The 1223-nt window shown below is 69.7% G+C and carries 2 protein-coding genes; both read left to right on the top strand.

What is annotated here, in order from left to right:
• A partial coding sequence (locus OQ02_RS39100) for a sigma factor-like helix-turn-helix DNA-binding protein (RefSeq protein ID WP_033443737.1) occupies window positions 1–223 on the top strand: 223 nt, incomplete at its 5' end.
• Window positions 220–1020 (top strand): anti-sigma factor, encoded by an 801-nt coding sequence (locus OQ02_RS39095; protein WP_033443736.1) that lies wholly within the window; start codon window positions 220–222, stop codon window positions 1018–1020. The genes OQ02_RS39100 and OQ02_RS39095, both read left to right, overlap by 4 nt.
• The last annotated feature ends 203 nt before the right edge of the window (window positions 1021–1223 follow it).

Here is a 1223-nt window from a genome sequence, read left to right as displayed (position 1 = left end):
CGCGGTGAGCGAGCAGGTCGCGGCGCGGGTCGAGCGGCGGCAGGTGCAGCGGTGCCTGTCGGCGTTGACGGAGTTGCAGCGGGAGTCCATCCTGCTGGGCTACTTCCAGGGCTACACCTACCCGGAAGTCTCCTCCGTGCTCGGAATTCCCCTGGGCACGGTGAAGACCAGGATGCGTGACGGACTGATCAGGCTCCGAGACTGCCTGGGGGTGACCCGATGACCGACAACACCGCCCGTTCCGAAGCCCACACGCTGATGGGCGCCTACGTTCTGGACGCAGTCTCCGATGCCGAGCGCCGCGTCTTCGAGGAGCACCTGGCCCGCTGCTCGGACTGCGCGCAGGAGACGGCCGAACTCCGCGAGACCACCGCGCTGCTGGCCGGTGCGACGTCCGTCGAGCCTCCCGCACACCTGCGTGACCGGGTGTTGGCCGCTGTCGCCGACACGCGCCAGCTGCCACCGGAGACCGACGACCACGTGAAGGTCATCGAAACGTCGCAGCGGACCAACCTGAGCCTCGCGCCCACCGCTCCACGTCTGTGGCGGCGACGGACCGCGGCGCTCGTCGCCGCGGCGGGCATCGCGGTCGCCGTGACGCTCGGCATCCAGGGCGTCGACACGAACCGTCGGCTGGAACGTGACGTGCAGGCTTTGGAACAAGTCAACGCCTACAACGCGCAGGTCGCCGAGTTGTTGTCGGCGCCGGACGCCAAGTTGGTCCGCGGTGAGGTGTCGGGTGGCGGTACGGGCACCGTCGTCGCGTCGTCGACCGAGGGAGAGGTGCTGTTCCTCGCCCAAGGCCTGGCACGACTGCCCGAGGACCGCGCCTACCAGATGTGGTTGATCGGTCCCGACGGGCCGCGTCCGGCCGGGCTGCTCGCGTTCTCCGGTGGACAGGTCGACCCCTTGCTGGCGGGCGGTTTCACCGGCCGGGAAGCCGTGGGCCTGACCGTGGAGCCGAAGGGCGGATCGGCCCAACCCACGACCCCCGCCGTCGTGGTCCTACCGCTCGTCTGAGGAACACCCGGCGCCGACTTTTTCCGAGATCGACCAATCCGGCCGCCCGCCGGTGTCGAACCACCTGTGACAAGCCGGGAAACACACCTTCCGGTAACCGTCCCCAAAGGAGTGACCTCCCATGCGCAGCACCCGGCTCGCCTCCGTGATCGGCGTCATGACCGCGGCCCTGCTCTCCGTCGCCGCCTGCGGCAGCGGCGAAC

Origin of the sequence: Saccharothrix sp. NRRL B-16314 (assembly GCF_000716595.1) — a bacterium.
In the GTDB taxonomy this organism is placed as follows: domain Bacteria; phylum Actinomycetota; class Actinomycetes; order Mycobacteriales; family Pseudonocardiaceae; genus Actinosynnema.
This window is presented reverse-complemented; position numbering and strand designations above follow the sequence as displayed.